The organism is Fibrella aquatica, assembly GCF_041321135.1.
Classification (GTDB): domain Bacteria; phylum Bacteroidota; class Bacteroidia; order Cytophagales; family Spirosomataceae; genus Fibrella; species Fibrella aquatica.
The window spans coordinates 174,426-190,280 of the sequence record NZ_JBGGWF010000003.1 but is presented as its reverse complement, the minus strand read 5'-3'; the positions used below and the strand labels follow the sequence as shown (position 1 = coordinate 190,280).

General features: G+C 52.5%; 11 protein-coding genes. 1 reads left to right on the top strand and 10 read right to left on the bottom strand.

What is annotated here, in order from left to right:
* Positions 1-52: 52 nt before the first annotated feature.
* The 7 genes from ACAW87_RS08665 to ACAW87_RS08635 all read right to left on the bottom strand — a co-directional run bounded on the left by ACAW87_RS08665 (position 53) and on the right by ACAW87_RS08635 (position 12,605).
* Complete coding sequence (locus tag ACAW87_RS08665) at positions 53-2,692, bottom strand: MGH1-like glycoside hydrolase domain-containing protein (RefSeq protein WP_370722976.1); 2,640 nt, start codon at positions 2,690-2,692, stop codon at positions 53-55.
* 64 nt (positions 2,693-2,756) lie between these two features.
* Positions 2,757-3,728 (bottom strand): TIGR03885 family FMN-dependent LLM class oxidoreductase, encoded by a 972-nt coding sequence (locus ACAW87_RS08660; RefSeq protein ID WP_370723412.1) that lies wholly within the window; start codon positions 3,726-3,728, stop codon positions 2,757-2,759.
* 108 nt (positions 3,729-3,836) lie between these two features.
* On the bottom strand, positions 3,837-4,220 hold the full coding sequence (locus ACAW87_RS08655) for a VOC family protein (protein WP_370722975.1): 384 nt from the start codon (positions 4,218-4,220) through the stop codon (positions 3,837-3,839).
* A gap of 119 nt (positions 4,221-4,339) precedes the next feature.
* Positions 4,340-6,706 (bottom strand): ABC transporter permease, encoded by a 2,367-nt coding sequence (locus ACAW87_RS08650; RefSeq protein WP_370722974.1) that lies wholly within the window; start codon positions 6,704-6,706, stop codon positions 4,340-4,342.
* Between the two features lie 212 nt (positions 6,707-6,918).
* On the bottom strand, positions 6,919-9,348 hold the full coding sequence (locus tag ACAW87_RS08645; RefSeq protein WP_370722973.1) for an ABC transporter permease: 2,430 nt from the start codon (positions 9,346-9,348) through the stop codon (positions 6,919-6,921).
* 289 nt (positions 9,349-9,637) lie between these two features.
* Positions 9,638-12,265 (bottom strand): ABC transporter permease, encoded by a 2,628-nt coding sequence (locus ACAW87_RS08640; protein WP_370722972.1) that lies wholly within the window; start codon positions 12,263-12,265, stop codon positions 9,638-9,640.
* A gap of 1 nt (position 12,266) precedes the next feature.
* Positions 12,267-12,605, bottom strand: a complete 339-nt coding sequence (locus ACAW87_RS08635) for a PadR family transcriptional regulator (protein ID WP_370722971.1) — start codon at positions 12,603-12,605, stop codon at positions 12,267-12,269.
* A gap of 23 nt (positions 12,606-12,628) precedes the next feature.
* On the opposite strand from ACAW87_RS08635, the gene ACAW87_RS08630 reads away from it, so the two are divergent.
* Positions 12,629-12,754, top strand: coding sequence for a hypothetical protein (locus ACAW87_RS08630; RefSeq protein WP_370722970.1), 126 nt, complete (start codon positions 12,629-12,631; stop codon positions 12,752-12,754).
* A 17-nt stretch (positions 12,755-12,771) separates the two neighbouring features.
* Here ACAW87_RS08630 and ACAW87_RS08625 read toward each other — a convergent pair whose 3' ends face one another.
* The 3 genes from ACAW87_RS08625 to ACAW87_RS08615 form a co-directional block, all read right to left on the bottom strand.
* On the bottom strand, positions 12,772-13,272 hold the full coding sequence (locus ACAW87_RS08625; protein ID WP_370722969.1) for an SRPBCC family protein: 501 nt from the start codon (positions 13,270-13,272) through the stop codon (positions 12,772-12,774).
* Positions 13,262-13,588 carry an ArsR/SmtB family transcription factor gene (locus tag ACAW87_RS08620; RefSeq protein WP_370722968.1) on the bottom strand — a complete coding sequence of 109 codons (327 nt, stop codon included), beginning with the start codon at positions 13,586-13,588 and terminating at the stop codon, positions 13,262-13,264. Before ACAW87_RS08620 ends, ACAW87_RS08625 begins: the two co-directional genes overlap by 11 nt.
* Positions 13,589-14,006: 418 nt before the next feature.
* On the bottom strand, positions 14,007-15,638 hold the full coding sequence (locus ACAW87_RS08615) for a two-component regulator propeller domain-containing protein (protein ID WP_370722967.1): 1,632 nt from the start codon (positions 15,636-15,638) through the stop codon (positions 14,007-14,009).
* Positions 15,639-15,855: the final 217 nt, after the last annotated feature.

The following is a 15,855-nucleotide window of genomic DNA, read 5'->3' as shown; positions in this document are numbered from 1 at the left end:
GTTTTCAGGGCCTGACCACGTAGCCAGACCAGCCTTAAGCGTGTTGTTTAGATTAAATAGTAGCCACCAGGGCTGTCCACCCTGTTTGGTGACTGGCTCCGAGGCCGCGCGAGGTATCGCCGTCAAAATGTTCGTAGAACAGAATCAAGTCCTTGAAATTCGGGTCATTAGCGTAAATCAGATCGGTGCCGTTGAGTGGCCTGTGCCCGTTTTCGTCGGGCCGGAAGATCTGCCATAAACGCTCGGACAGGAATGCCGCCGCATCGGTCAGCGTACCCCGCCGGTCGCTGCCCACCGGTAATGCCACCTGAATGCTGTCGCCGTGGTAGCTGCCAAACGCCTCCAGCGCTTTGATGATGAAGTAGTTCATTGGCCACCAAACGGGCCCGCGCCAGTTAGAATTACCTCCATACATGTTGGAGTCCGACTCGCCGGGCGTGTAATGAATTTCATGTTTTTTGCCCTCGATGGTTAACGTATATGGCTTCTCGTAGATCTTCGACAGTGACCGGATGCCGCCGGGTGCCAACAATTCGTCTTCCGAAAAAAGATAGGTCGACAGCTTTTCGAGCTGATCGGATGAGAGCAGGCTGAAGAATATCGTCCCATTCTCCTCTTTTTCTTCCAGCACACAGTAACAGGGATTATCTGATAGCGGTTGGGCCTTGTAGTCCTGTATTTTCTGGTAAAATGTGGGTAACGAGCGCGCTGTTTCCTGATCAAGTGACATCACGGCAAACAGCGTGGAGAGACCCACCATCGATCTCAACTTAATGGGAATTTCTTTTCCGTTCGGCAGGTGCAACACATCGTAGTTGAAACCCGTATCACTGTCGGGATCACGCTCGTCGATCCAAAGTTTGGCAATTTCCTGCAACGCGTTGTTGATTCGGATGTAATAGTCGAAATAGTAACAGCAGAGCGGCTCGAATTTAACGGGATCCTGCTGAGCTAGTTCCACACAAATCCGCATCATATACAGCGTGTAAGTTGCCATCCAGGCGGTGGTATCGGCCTGATCCAGCGTTCCTCCTGCCGGGATATCGTCGTTTCTGTCGAAGAGGCTGATGTTGTCGAGCCCCAGAAAACCACCCTGAAACAACCCGTCGTATTTCCCGCCAACCTGGCTGTTCCACCACTCGTAGTTGGGGCGAAGCCGATCGTACATGGTACACAGGAAGTCGTAGTCTTTTGTACCGGTCATGTCACATTCCTGGGCGTAGAATAGCCAACTGATGGCGGCCCGGAGGGGTGGATTATTGGCCGAAAAATCCCATTCGTAGGCCGGCAAACGACCATCGGGCGACTGATACCGCGGGTCGGCGTGCAGGTACAGCTGATGCTTAGCAAACTCAAGATCGATGGGCGCTACGGCAATAGCCTGAAAAGCCTGATCCCAGGCGGCGAACCACGGATATTCCCACTTATCGGGCATAATCATGATGTGCTCCGCGTCGAGGTGTTGCCAGTCAGAATTGCGGCCGCGCCACCGTTCGCTGGGCGGAATGGGCGCCCCCGGATCACCTTCCAACCAGCGCCGAACATTGTAGTGGTAATATTGTTTCGACCACATCAGCCCCGCCCAAGCCTGTCTTTTCACCAGCGCATCATCGGCCGAATTACCCGCCGTCAGTGGCTCATAAAATGCGTCGGCTTCGAGTTGCCGGGTGGCAAAAGTGGCCGTAAACTCATCGCCCAGCGGGTCTGATACGTCATCTTTGTGGAGCCGGAGCTGAATCACCGTCGACTCGCCCGCTTTCACCGTCAGGCTATAAACGGGGGCACATTTGGTACCAGTTGGCTGTTCACTGAATGGCTCCAGATGGCCCGACGTGATGGCATCGTGAAAGGCATCTTTCACAAAAGGAGACTCGTTTTCCAGGCCAAATACCCGTTCCTTATTTGTCTCGTTTTCGGTCATCAGCACCGCATCGGGCGACTGAAAACTGAGCGTATACTGACCCAAACGCTCGTGAACGGCACGTACCTGACTTACCCCATCCCGCGATTTTTTAACGCGCTCAATATGAGGCCGGGCGTCTTCTTCCCGGAACGACCACCGGTTGCGAAACCAGAGCGTAGGAAGCACATGCAAGGGAGCCGCCTTGCTCGACCGATTGGTGATGGTTAACCGAATCAGGATATCATCCACGTCTTTTTTGGCGTATTCGACCTGCACATCGAAATAGCGGTTCTTGTCGAACAAGCCGGTGTCGAGCAACTCAAATTCGTCGTCGGTCAGTTTGCGGCGCTTGTTTTTAGCGACCAGTTTGTCGTAGGGAAACGCGGCCTGAGGGTACTTGTAGAGCATCCGCATGAAACTATGCGTAGGCGTATTGTCGAGGTAGTAGTAGAGTTCCTTTACGTCTTCTCCGTGGTTACCCTGTTCGTTGGAAAGGCCAAACAGCCGTTCCTTCAGGAAATCATCCTGCCCATTCCAGAGTGCCAGCGCAAAACAGAGTGTCTGCGTCTCGTCAGAAATGCCACCCAGCCCGTCTTCTCCCCATCGGTAAGTGCGCATCCGGGCGTGTTCGTGCGGAAAAGCCGCCCACGATTCGCCGTCGGCCGAGTAATCTTCCCGCACTGTACCCCACTGACGTTCACTCAGATAAGGCCCCCACTTATACCAGTTCTCTTTCTTGTTCCACTGTTGGTCCAGTCGTTTTTGTTCAGTAGTAGTGTTGTTTTTCATCGTTGATCATAGGTTGAATCAGGCCGAAACAAACGAGTTGTCCTGACCTGGTATTGAATACACGTTAATTGATTGCCTTTTTCAGCTCAGGAAGTACGTGTGAGCCAAACGCATCGATAAACGCTTCCTGCTGCCGATTGACGTTGTGCAGCGACACCTGATCGAAGCCCAGCGACAGGTCTTCCAGCAGCCAGTCGGTATGCTGGTTGAGGTCGGCCGAAATACGGACCAGTTTATGGAAAGAGGCGGCGTCGACCAGATCGCCCGCATCATCGAAGAAGCCGGGCATACGCAGTTCGGTCATGACGCTGTTTGGAAATATGTTCCCGCGCCACTGCTCGAAAGCACTCGACTCCGCTTTTTTGATGTCTGCATCGTATGAAAGCTGGACTTTCAAAAACATCGGTTTACCGGCACCACCGCCCTGCCGGAAAGCATCGACCACCTCTTTCAGTTCGTCGTGCGGCCGTGACGTCGTGATCAGTGCGTCGGCCCAGCTTCCTACCCACTCGGCAGTTTTGCTGGTCACGGCAGCGCCTACAATAAGGGGTTTTATGGCGGGTCGGGTATATAAACGGGCCTCGTCTACGGTGACAAGTCCCCGGTGCGTAACGGTTTCTCCGTTCCAGAGCGCCCGCATGATGTCGACGCACTCTTTTAGGCGGGCATTGCGGTCGGCTTTCGATGGCCACCGTTCGCCGTTGATGTGTTCGTTGAGGTACTGACCAGTGCCTACTGCAATCCAGAAACGTTCGGGAAACATATCGGCCAGCGTGGCGGCGGCCTGTGCAATAATGGCCGGATGGTATCGCTGACCGGGGGCGTTAACTACACCGAAACTGAGCGATGTGGCTTGCAGCGCAGCACCCAGCCAACTCCAGGCAAACCCACTTTCGCCCTGTTTGTCGCTCCACGGGTGGAAATGATCGGAACAGGTACCGGCCGTAAATCCCGCCTTCTCAGCCTGTTGAATACGGGTTAATAGCTCACTGGGCTTAAACTGTTCATGCGACGAATGGTACCCAATCTTGATCATCTTCTTCTTAATTTTCAATTAAAAAGAATTGTTCAGTGGAAATGTTTGCGCAGCCGGGAGATTTAGAGGGCATGGTAACCACATTGGCGGTTACCATCAACGTGCTGTTTACTGCCGCTCGCCGTAGCAGTAGCAGAGTCCATCGGGCGCTACTACGAAAAACACTTTCCAGAGCGTTTCACCGTATTTCTGGTAGTCGAATGTTGGGTGGTCTGTTGGCAGGCCATTGGCTTTTAGCTCGGCAAAGGCAGTATCCAGGTTATCGACGGCGAAGAAACAACCGTCCTGCGTGGGATCGCCACCATTTTCAACCAGGCCCAACTCAATGGTATCCCGGGCAATGATTGCCCCGGCGTAGGGCGTGTCGCTCCGCGATACCAGCCGAAAGCCCATGACGGTCAGGTAAAAAGGCAGGGCCGCGTCGAGGTCGGCAACGGGTAGGTTCATCTGGCTCTGCTGATAAGGCCAGACTTGATTGATGGCGGCGTTCATGGGTTATTCGGCTTAATTAACCTGCAAGGGTTGTTTCGGGAAATCAGTGCAATGATAAAGCCGGAACAACGTAATCTTCTTACGTCATTCCGGCCTGGGCTAAAAAGTTAGTGTAGTCGTTACTCGCTGCGTAAGCTCTTTACGGGGTTCATCAGCGCCGCTTTGATGCTTTGAAAGCTGATCGTCAGCAAGGCAATAGCGAGCGACAGTATACCGGCGAGAGCAAACATCCACCATTTGATCTCGATGCGGTAGGCGAAATCCTGGAGCCATTGGTTCATGGCCCACCACGCTACCGGCACCGCAATGACAATGGCCACGATCACCAGTTGAATGAAGTCTTTGGCCAGCAACTGAATCACGCTCCCCACACTGGCACCCAGCACTTTCCTGACGCCGATTTCGCGGGTACGTACCTGCGCCGTGAAGGCGGCCAGACCAAACAGGCCGAGGCATGAGATCAGAATAGCAATGGACGCGAAGATGGTGAATAGCAGCCCGGTACGTTGCTCCGACTGATAGAGATTGTTGAACACCTCGTCCAGAAACGAATACTCGAACGTGTAAGCGCCGTTATATTGTTTCCAGGTACGTTCAACCGTAGCAATGGCTTGCGCGGCGTCTTTACCGGTGGTTTTAACGTACATCGAGCCCAGTTGCTTTGGATCGTAATAGAAGATTGCAGGCTCTATCGTTTGCCGCATCGACGCAAAATGGAAGTCTTTCACTACGCCAATGATGGTACCGTCGTGTTTCCAGAGCCGGAACCGCTTACCGATCGGGTTCTTGATTCGGGCAGCTTTTACGGCCGTTTCGTTCAGAATAAAGTGCAGCGAATCGGCTACGGCACCCGTGAAATTGGCCCCTTGTACCAGCTTCATGTTGAAGAATGGAATAAAATCCTTGTCTACTGCCATCGGCCGCATCATCATGGTTTCGCCCGCTTGTTTTCCATCCCAGGCATTATCGCCGGTTTGATTACCCAGGTCAACAATGTTGGCGTTCGACCGCGTAACGCCCGCTACACCCGGCTGACTGAGTAAATCAGCTTTCAAGGCATCGTACTGCTTCATCATGTCGCGCATGGAGAACGCGAACACGTGCGTTTTGTCGTAGCCCAGCTCTTTCGATCGGATGTATTGCAGTTGGTTGCTGATGATGAACGTACCCGCGATCAGCATGACCGACACGGCAAACTGAACCACGACCAGCACTTTCCGGAACGACGCCTCGCTCAGCCGGTTCGATACTTTCCCTTTCAGCGCTTTCAATGGCTCAAACGAAGACAGCAACACCGCCGGATAAATGCTCGACGCCACCAACGTACCCACGATGGTCAGGCCAATGACCAGCCAGATCTGGGAACTGGTCACGTCAAGTACCAGCGCCTTGCCCGACAGTTGATTATACAGTGGTAACAGGCCCGCCATCAACCCCAGGGCCAGTACAGTAGCCAGTGCAAACAGCAACGTGGTCTCGACCAGAAACTGAGTGAATAACTGCAACCGGGCGGCCCCCACAATCTTACGCATACTCACCTCTTTCGACCGCAACAACGAACGGGCCGTAGACAGATTCACGTAATTGATGCAGGCAATGACCAGAATCAGCAAGGCTACGATGGCGAACATCCTGATCGTTTCAATGCCGCCTTCGGTGCCGTCGGCCCGGTACAGGTGCATACTGGGAAGCGGCTGCAACAGGTACGTCAGGTCGGTATCGTCGGGTTTGTTGCGGAGGTGAATCGTCCGCAGCTTATCGGCTACACTGGCAATCGACGCACCCGGTGCTATGAGCAGGTACGTGTCGTACATGAACTGCGAGAAATCAGAATCCGCAGTTTTACCGCCCGGCTTAGCAGCATACATATCTGTGAAGAGAAGCGATATGGGCAAAAACAGATCACCGGTGATCGACGAGTTTTTGGGCAGATCGCGAATAACACCGCTGACCGTGAACGACACTTTACCATTACCGGTCAGCACCTTCCCTATCGGATTCGCATTGCCAAAATATCGTCTGGCGCTTGTCTCCGTCAGCACCACCGAATTGTTATCAGGGAACGGTTTCGCCGGATTGCCCTGAATCAGGTTGAAGTCGAAGACCGAGAAAAAGGTCGGGTCGGTAAAGAACGAGTGCTCTTCGTTAAAGACCTTATCCTGGTGTTTCAACAACGTATAGGCATAGTTGCGCGTCAGCCGTACGGCGTCTTTCACTTCGGGCACCTCGCGTGTGGCGAATCCGGCAATTGGTGCCACCGTCGTTGTCCAGATTTGTCGACTGCTTCCGGTTCCCGCCCAGTTTTCGAGGCGATAAATGGAAGTAGCCTGTTTATGGAAGCGGTCGAAGCTCAGTTCATCCCGCACCCATAACAAGATCAAAATTCCCACCGACAGCCCAACCGTCAGGCCTGTGATGTTGATCAGCGAATAGAATTTGTTCTTAAACAGGTTCCGCCAGGCGGTTCTGATGTAGTTGCGAAACATAACGAAGTCGGGTAAAGGTGGAAATACCAGTTGCCGGAAAAAAGGGTGGGTGGTGAATTATGGAGAAGGCCTGAGTAAGGTTGCTGACGCGTGGCCCTTCGACAGGCTCAGGGTGACACGACACATCCAAATGTTGATGACCAACTTGAGTGGGATTGTCACCCTGAGCCTGTCGAAGGGCCACGCGTCAGCAATTTTTTAGCTAATACGTCCTACTCAGACCGCAAACTCTTGACCGGATTCATCAGGGCCGCTTTAATGCTTTGGAAACTCACCGTCAGCAGCGCAATGGCTACGGCCAACGTTCCTGCCAGCGCAAACACCCACCACTCCATATCTATTCGATAGGCAAAATCCTGTAACCACTGCCGCATGGCCCACCAGGCAAGTGGCGAAGCAATCAGAATAGCAATGGCGACCAGTTTTAGAAAATCTTTCGAGAGTAACGCCACCAGACTGGGCACGCTGGCCCCCAGCACTTTCCGCACACCAATCTCTTTGGTACGTTGCTCAGCGGTAAAAGCGGCCAGGCCAAACAGACCCAGACAGGCAATGAGTACGGCCAACGCCGCAAACGTCAACGCCAGGGTACCAATCCGTTGTTCGGCGCGGTACATCTTGTCGAATCCATCGTCCATAAACTCGTAGCTAAAGGGCTGTCCCGGTACCAGCGCTTTCCATTTCGCCTCGATCTGACGAACCAGCGTTGGCAGGTCAGCACTGTTCAGGCGGAAGGCCGCACCGCCCGAATTTGGATTGAGCACCATGCTCAGTCCGCCGATATTTTGCCGGAGCGATTCGTAATGGAAGTTCTTAACGATACCGATGACCGTATACGATTTGAACGTTTTAAGGTCACTACTGGCGAAGGTCGCTACGCGTTTGCCCAGCACCGAGTTGCCGCCAAACAGCTTTGCCGCCGCTTCATTCAGGATAATGGCTGTTGAATCGGAGCCGAACGAGCGGGAAAAATCACGCCCCTGCACGAGCTGCATGCCAAACGTTTTGATGTAATCGTGGTCGATACCCCAGCTTTGCATATTAACGGCCTTCGTCTGCTCTATCTGCCCCTCCGGGAAAAACGACGTGTTGCTCCGATTGCTGGGCGTTGGCAGATAACCCGACACCGAACCGGTAACGACGCCCGGCAGTTGCAACACCTCCTGCTTGAAGGTTTCAGCCCGTTTACCCAACACGTTTACCCCGTTAACACTCAACACATGGCCGCGCTGGAAGCCCAGGTTCTTGTTCTGGATGTACGTGATTTGCCGGTACACGATCAGCGTGCCGATGATGAGTACCACCGACATCATAAACTGGAAGACCACCAGCCCACTACGTAGACTCACGCCCCGCCGGTTGGTATTGGTGGCGGGATTGCCTTTCAGCACCGCAATAGGTTTGAACGACGACAGAAACAGCGCGGGATAACTACCCGCCAGCAGCCCAACCAGAACGGGCAACAGGATCAACACCAGCAGCCAGTACGGCGAAAGTAGTGCCTGAAGACTGAGCGTCTTCGCCGCCACATCGTTGAACAGGGGCATCAGCAGGGTCACGATACCTAACCCCAGCAACATGGCCATCCCGGTCATCAGGATCGATTCGGTCATGAACTGGTTCATCAGCTGGCTCCGCTCCGACCCCAGCACCTTCCGGACGCCTACTTCTTTAGCACGACCCGCCGACCGCGCCGTGGCCAGGTTCATGAAGTTGATGACCGCAATCAGCAGGATCAACAGCGCTACCGCCGAGAAGATATACACGTACTGAATGTTGCCGTTGGGGGCCAGTTCCACTTGCAGGTTCGAGCGCAGGTGAATGTCTGTCAGCGGTGTCATCCAGACATGATACCGGTTGCCCGCCTGCTTGAACTGGGTATAGCTGGAGCCGATGGATGCCTGAAACTGGGGTCCGGCGTATTTCTCCATCACCACATCCAGGTTTTTGGCGAAGACCTCCGCGTCGGTACCGGGTTTCAGCACGATATACGTATGGTGATTATTACTCAGCCACTGCCCCCACGGATAATCGTCAGATGTCATCGACAGGAAGAAATCGGCGTGGAAGTGCGTGTTGGCGGGCATGTCGCGCATGAGGCCCGTCACTTTATAGCCCTGCTGATCGAACAGCAGCGTTTGCCCCATCGGGTTCTGCTCACCAAAATGCCGCCGGGCCGCCGACTCACTGATAACCACCGTGTAGGGCTGCATCAGCGCCTGTTTAGGGCTACCGCTGACAAGGGGCAGCGTGAACACGTCGAACAGGGTAGAATCAGCAAAGGTGATGTTGTCTTCGCGCAGTGTGTTGGTCGTGCCAGCGCGTTTGACCGGGAACGTACCCCGCTGATGGAGCCGCACATACTGTTCCACCTGCGGGTACTCCTCCCTGAGCGTAGGCCCGATCGGGTCGGGCGTGACGGCCATGTTCATGTTGTTACCCCCGAACTTGATATCGGCATTGAGGCGGTAGGTACGGTCGGCTTTGGTGTGGTAGCGGTCGAAACTCCATTCATCCACCACATACAGCATGATCAGCAGGCAGCAGGCCAGCCCCAGGGCCAATCCGAACAGGTTGATGACGGAATAGCCCCCCTGTTTGCGGAGGCTACGAACAGCCGTTTTCAAATAATTTGTGAGCATAGTGGTACCGGATTCAGGGCCGACGTAGAAGCGCGTGACCGTTTCGATAGATTAACTCTACGACGAACGAGTTTACCGTTACCACCAGTCAAACGCCTTGCCAGACTCCCGAAAGTGCCTTCTAAGCACCGAAAGGGTAGTTTTCGACCAAACCACCACTCTCCCTTTGTCCAGTAACGGACACGAGCCGTACGCTGACGGACTATACGGATAACCAGTACTTTGGCAACGTACCTGACGTGTGGCTGGGGGCAAAAGGCTCTGCGCGGTTGCATAGCTCAATCAGACCTTACTCGCTCCGTAAGCTCTTCACCGGGTTCACCAGCGCCGCTTTGATGCTTTGGAAACTGACCGTCAGCAGGGCGATGCCTACGGCCAGCAGGCCCGTAAGCGCAAAGAGCCACCACTCGATGTCGATGCGGTACGCGAAGCCTTGCAACCAGTTACTCATGGCCCACCAGGCTATCGGGCTGGCGATCAGCATGGCGATACCGACCGGCTTCAGAAAATCGCCGGACAGGAGCGTGACAATACTGCCAACGGAAGCACCAAGCACCTTACGAACGCCGATTTCTTTGGTACGTTGTTGGGCCGTAAACGTGGCCAGACCGAACAGACCCAGACAGGCAATGAAAATGGCCAGACCGGCAAAAACGCCCAGAATCGTCTGCTGGCGCAGGTCTGTCTGATACAGTTGGTCGAACTGCTGGTCTAAAAAACGGTATTCAAACGGATACGCCGGTCGGGTGTTGGCGTACAACTGCTGAATGGCGGCCACGGTAGCTGTCAGGTTACCGGGTCGCAGCCTGATCAGCGCGGCGCGGCGGTCGTCGTTCGGGGCAATCACCAGCGGCTCTATATTTTCTTTCAGCGACAGGAAGTTGAAGTCCTCGACCACGCCAATGATAATGCGGTTCGTGCTGTCGCGCAGGGTGCTTTTAAGCCACTTGCCAACGGCCTGATCGGGCGTCCAGCCAAGCCGGTTCGCCGCCGTTCGGTTAATCAGGGCGGCGCGGGCCGTATCGGTAGGGAATTGGGACGAAAAGTCGCGCCCTGCAATGATTTTGAGGCCCAGCGTTTTCACTAAGTCGAAATCGGCAAACTCTGTTCGGGCTTTCCAGCGGTTAGGGTGCGCCTCCACGTCGAACATAAGGCCATCGAAAAAACCACCGGGCACACCCGACATCATCGAAACGGCCTCTACCTGACTCTGCGACAGTAGCTCAGCTTTATGATTCAGCATGAAACTATAGATGTCGTCATTGTCGATCGGGATCACCAGGGTTTGCTCTTTGTTGTAGCCCAGTTGTTTGTTTTTGAGGTAGCGCATCTGCTGCGTGCCAATGGCTGTTCCGAGCATGAGCAGGATCGAAATGCTAAACTGTACTACCACCAGTATCTGCCGCAGCGACGTCCCCCCCTTACCAATCCGTAGTTTCCCTTTCAGCGACTGAATGGGCGAAAAAGCCGCCAGCACAAAAGCCGGGTAGCTTCCTGATAGAAAACCTACTACCACGATGATAGCGATGAGGAATAGAATAATTGGCAGCGTGTAAACGGCCAGATTCAGCGGGTAACCCAACAGTTGTTTGTAGAATGGCAGCACCAGCGTCAGCATCCCGATCGACAGCACGCACGCGAAGGTTGCCAGCAGCAGCGACTCGCCGATAAACTGCCACACCAGATGCCCTTTAATGGCGCCCAACACCTTCCGAACGCCAATCTCCTTCGATCGCTCTACGGCCCGAACGGTGGAGAGGTTCATGAAATTGATGCAGGCCACCAGCAGAATCAGGATGGCAATTGACAGGAAGATATAGACCACTTTTTTGTCGCCATGCTTCGCGCTGTCGAAGGCCGCGTTTTCAAAGTAAATGTCGGGCAATGGCGTAAGTGACAGCTTGAAATTGAAGCCCGCCTCTTTCAGAATCGCTCCCATGTATTTATCCATGAAACGCGGGAAACTGCGCTCAATCTGCGCCTCGCTGACCGTTGGGGCCAGTTGCACGTAGGTGTATAGGCCGTTGTTGATCCAGACGGTCATCCAGCTTCGGTCTTTGTAGTTTTCCAGCGGCACAACCAGGTCAAAATCCAGGTGGGAGTTCGCGGGTACGTCCTGCGCGATACCCGTAACTTTCACCGGCAGATCTTTGTCGATCTTGACGATCTTACCCAGGGCGTTGTCGATACTGCCGAAATACTTTTTCGCGGTCGATTCGGTCAGCACCACACTCGCCGGATCGGCCAATACGGTGGCGGGATCACCTTTGAGCAGGGGAAACGTAAAGAAGGTGAAGAAGTTAGGATCAGCATCAATGATTTTCCGCTCGTGAAACGATTGGTTGTCAGACGTGACCAGCGCATCGGTCGGGTTTACGCGCACCGCCTGGGTGATCTGGCCCTTAAAGTCATTCAGTAAGGCAGGAGCATACGGGCCCGACAGGTAGGCCACCGCCGTCTCTTTGCCTTCGTTCTCAATGCCCCGCATGACGCGGTAGATGCTCTTCCCATTTTTATGGAAATTATCGACGCTGAACTCGTTCATGATGAACAGGAAGATCAGCAGGCAGACCGTGATGCCCGTAGACAGGCCCAGCAGATTGATCCCTGAAAAAACCTTGTTGCGGGTCAGGTTGCGAAAAGCGATTTTGATGTAGTTGCGAAGCATAGCAGGGCTTAGAAATAAGGGTGATCGGTATTCGGCAGCGTTACGGCTGGATTTGGCGAGCGGACGCAGTAATTTGAGCGCACTCAGGCTGTAGCGCCAATCGGCTTTTCGCTCGCCTTGGGTACGTACCCAGTGGTCGTAGAATTCGAGCAGGTCGCCCTGCACTTCTTCAGCGGTATCGGGATGCGCCCACCAACTGAGCAGCGTCTGCGCCCAGCGCGGCGGATTGGGTTGCTTGTTTGTACGCATGTCAGATTCCCATGAGTTGCAGCGTTTGGGGCGGCAGGGCATCCCACAGCTGGGTACGTACCTGTTTCACTTCGGCCAGCGCTTTTCGACCCAGGGCGGTCACGGTAAAGAAGCGCTTCCGACGTCCGCCCCGCTCGGCCGTGGCGCCACCCATCTCCGACGATAAAAAGCCTTTCTCTTCCAGTCGTTGCAGCGTGGTATGCACGGTGCTGAAGCCCACCGCCCGGCCAGTTTGCTGCTCAATCTCCTGCGTGATCGTGACGCCGTACGCGCCCTCGCCGAGGATGGCCACGGTCAGTAGCACCACTTCTTCAAATTCTCCCAGAAAGGCTCGTTTCATGGCCTGATCTATTTTATCCTATAATGTCGATCAAATGCGGTGCCAGCTATAAAAAAAGCCCACAGGTACGTCCTGAAGGCTTTTTCTACAAAATTCAGACGGGTCTGGCTGTCCGATTCTGGACAATCGCTGTCCGCTATGAATTATAGGTTTTCTTATGCGCTACTTACGCGGAAACCATCTCGGCCAATACCTGTTCCAGGTTATCGATAGACATTTTGAACCCTGCTTCGAAGCCCATGGCAATCATTTGTTCCATCCGGGCAAGTGATTCATTTTTAATGACAATGCGCACGGTGGTGATGCCGTTTTGCTCACTGAACGTCGTATCCCATTCTGAACCGGGCCGTTCAGCATTCTCGTTCTCATCGGCAAACGAATTGTACATTTTATAATTGGTCTTCGGCGTAATCGACGTGTACTCCTGAAGCGCCCAACGTTCCTGTCCTTCCGGACTTACCATGGCGTAAAACCGTCGGCCACCGACCTTAAAATCCATGTACTTTGTTCTGGCTGACCAGGGTTTAGGCGCTACCCATCGGTCCAGAATTTCCGGTTTGGTAAACGCATCCCAGACTAGTGGAAGCTCGGCGGCAAATTCCCGCGTGATGAATGCCGCCTTTTGTGATTTGTCGACGGTGAAGTCAAAGAGTAGATTACTGTTCATGTTGCTGTTGTTTAATAATGGTTAATACGTCGTCAAGTTGATTGAACCGGGTTTCCCAAATGGTTCGGTATTGGGCTATCCAGTTGTCTATTTCTTTGAGTTTGTCAATTTCCAGCGAGTAATAAATCTCCCGCCCCTGAGGCTCCTGTTTGACCAGTTCACATTCCGTGAGAATGCGCAGGTGTTTCGACACCGCCTGCCGGGTTGTGTTGAAGTTGTCGGCAATGTCGTTTGGTGTCATTGCCTGTAAGGCGATCAAGGCGATAATGGCCCGCCTCGTCGGGTCGGCGATTGCCTGAAAAATGTCTCTCCTCATAGTATGATGCGCGATTAATGAAACCGATCGGTTGCAAATATACGCGCAACCAATCGGTTTCACAAAATTTTTCCTATTTTTTCTAATCGGTGAAAAGTGGGCGTTACCAACGGTAATCGGGTAATCGCACGCCAGGAACCATCGGCTCGGTCCATTTAACCTATCGCCCTATATGGGTCGTCCCGATGGCAGGGCTTTCTTGTAAAAATTAGTTATGCCAAAAAATGCTTCGCGCTACGTGCCCTTCGACTAGGCGTCCCCGACAGGCTCAGGGTGACAACTCACATCCAGATGTTCATAACGAACTTGAGTGGGAGTGTCACCCTGAGCCTGTCGGGGACGCCTAGTCGAAGGGCCACGCGACAGCAACCTAGCTCGCGAAGCAACTTTTGGCAATAAGTAGTCGATCAAGCCACTGTTATTTTTTTGCTACGATTTTTATAAAGAGTTTAACATCGTCCGAAATTGGATTGCCAGACTTATAAAAGTTCTTTTCTGATCCATAATCGATACCCCAGTCTGTTCGATCAATTTTCAGTGCACCATTCAGTTCGACAGTTCCGTCCATTCCGTCCATAAAATGTATTCGGGCTGGAAAAGTAACGGCCTTCGTGATACCTTCAATGGTTAGATTTCCTGTAACTTTTATATTTCCTTCATTAACCCGTATACTTCCGTCATTAGGAAATTTTGCATTTTCATCATTTCCTGTTTCTACCTTCGTAATTACGAACGTAGAAACAGGAAATTTTTTGACGTTAAAAAAGGGAGGTAATTTATTGAGTGAACGTTGATCAACAAAGTTTTCAATTGTAGTCATATCGACGTCAACGGCACCGCCCACCAGCTGACGGTCGCTTCGGCGATCCGATTCGATCAACAAGTATCCTTTTACCAGATCGACGTCCCCTGTATTGGTCCCATCACCAAGAAACTTCGTACCGTCCCATCCACCCAGTAGCATAGATCCTTTCCATACAACAACACTTTGCTTCGTATCTACGCTATATTTTTTCTGACCCGCTTTATTATAAAAGTCTGTGAGGGTCTTGCCATCATACCGATACACGCCGGTCGCATCGCCAAACCAAATACTGCCATCGCTCGCCTCCGAAATTCCGAAAAAAGCCCTTCCTGACCTGATTTCGGTTACGGTGGGCGTATCACTAGACAAGGACGTTGCCGCATAACGAGACACCGCCTGGACCGTCGAATTAGCCGGATTTACCGGACCAGTAGTCCAGATATTTCCTTTTTTATCCTGGATGATCGCATTAGCACCTCTATACGATACCTGCGTAAAGGTAGTGCCGTCGTATCGCCAGAGACCAGCGGTCCGGCCTACTTTGTAGCCATTGGCACCGCTGAGCCAAATAGTGCCTTTGCTATCTTCCAGTATAGCAGAAACCTGAAGAAAGGGTTCGCCATTATTGGTTAACGTGGTGAATTTTTTACCGTCATATACAAAGGCGTCGCCCCTTGTGCCAACCCATAATCTCCCTATTTTATCCTCAATAATTGCGTTAATATCATTGTTCAACTTCGCTTCTTTAAAAAAAAGCGGAGCGTTCGGCGAAGTAAACGTACGAAACGATTTTCCATCGTAACGGCTCAGTCCACTGCCAGTGCCGAACCAAATAATACCGGCTTTATCTTCATAAACAGACGTGACCCGATTATCGATAAGACCCTCCGTGGTAGTGAAATGTTCAACAGATTTTCCATTGTCATAAAAAACGCCTGAATTAAGAGAAGCGAACCAAGTATTTCCTTGTCGATCTTCCAGAACATCCACGAATTTGTGCTGACCTAGTTTACTGGTAAGATTAGTAAACGATTTTCCGTCGTATCGAAAAACATCACCAAAAGATGCGTTATTCGGGCCAGCAATCAACATGGTACCATTCCTGCCTTTTTTTATAGTACGAGCCATTATATTAGGCCCTATATTTTTAATTTCGGTCTTGATAGCATCTGTTGGTCCATTTGTTTGATTTTGTCCACAGGACGTGCAAAAAACAAATAGCAACAACAAAAAATATACGTGCATGAGTTTGGCCATTTCTCTTTTTGTAAGGATGTCGACAAACCTACACGCCTTTTTGCTGGGGTGTGTTGAGGGGCCGGTAAAAGAATGTAAACGAAACGTAAAAGTTGCTAAACGTACCCATACCCGCTAATACGATAGCCATTCACTGGTCATAATCACCTTTGAGCCTTTTATCGATTGGATGACGCAGCCGGTCTAGCCTACTTTGGGGCTTCAA